Genomic DNA, 467 nt, shown 5'->3' on the forward strand with positions numbered 1-467 from the left:
GTACACCGGCCCTGCATGAATGCCTGCCCACCCGTCTCCGCCGACGGATCTCAAGCCGGCTGTTCGGAAACCGAGCCACCCCACAGCAATATTGTGTTGGTATCTTATTGGCTGGTCATGCTGCCTCGTAAGTCAAAACCTTTGGGACCAAGTGAAATTTCCCTCCACTTGGGTTCCGCCTCAGCGTGCAGCCTGGTGAAACGCGCAGACGAGGAGAGAGGAACCGCCGTCCCTCCCCAAGTTGTTACGGACGAACGCGGATGACCGTCTTTCCCGCACGCCGCTCGGTCGAATTGAAGGTGGCGACGGCATCTTCAAGGCTGGAGACCTTGCCGATATTCGTCCGCAGTCGTCCGTCCCGGATCCGCTGAACGATCTCCCAAAGCTGGCCGCGATCAGCCTCGACGACGAAGTCAATCGCCAGGCCATCTGCAGGTCGAATATCCGTCGGTCCAACGACTGTCACA

The 467-nt window shown here is 59.1% G+C and carries 1 pseudogene; it reads right to left on the reverse strand.

The annotated features are described in order from the left end of the window. Nucleotides 1-244 precede the first annotated feature (244 nt). Nucleotides 245-467: pseudogene (locus EN925_RS39180) on the reverse strand (NADP-dependent oxidoreductase); the annotation flags it as partial.

The sequence above is a fragment of the Mesorhizobium sp. M7A.F.Ca.US.006.04.2.1 genome, assembly GCF_004022915.1.
GTDB classification, from domain to species: Bacteria; Pseudomonadota; Alphaproteobacteria; order Rhizobiales; family Rhizobiaceae; genus Mesorhizobium; species Mesorhizobium ciceri.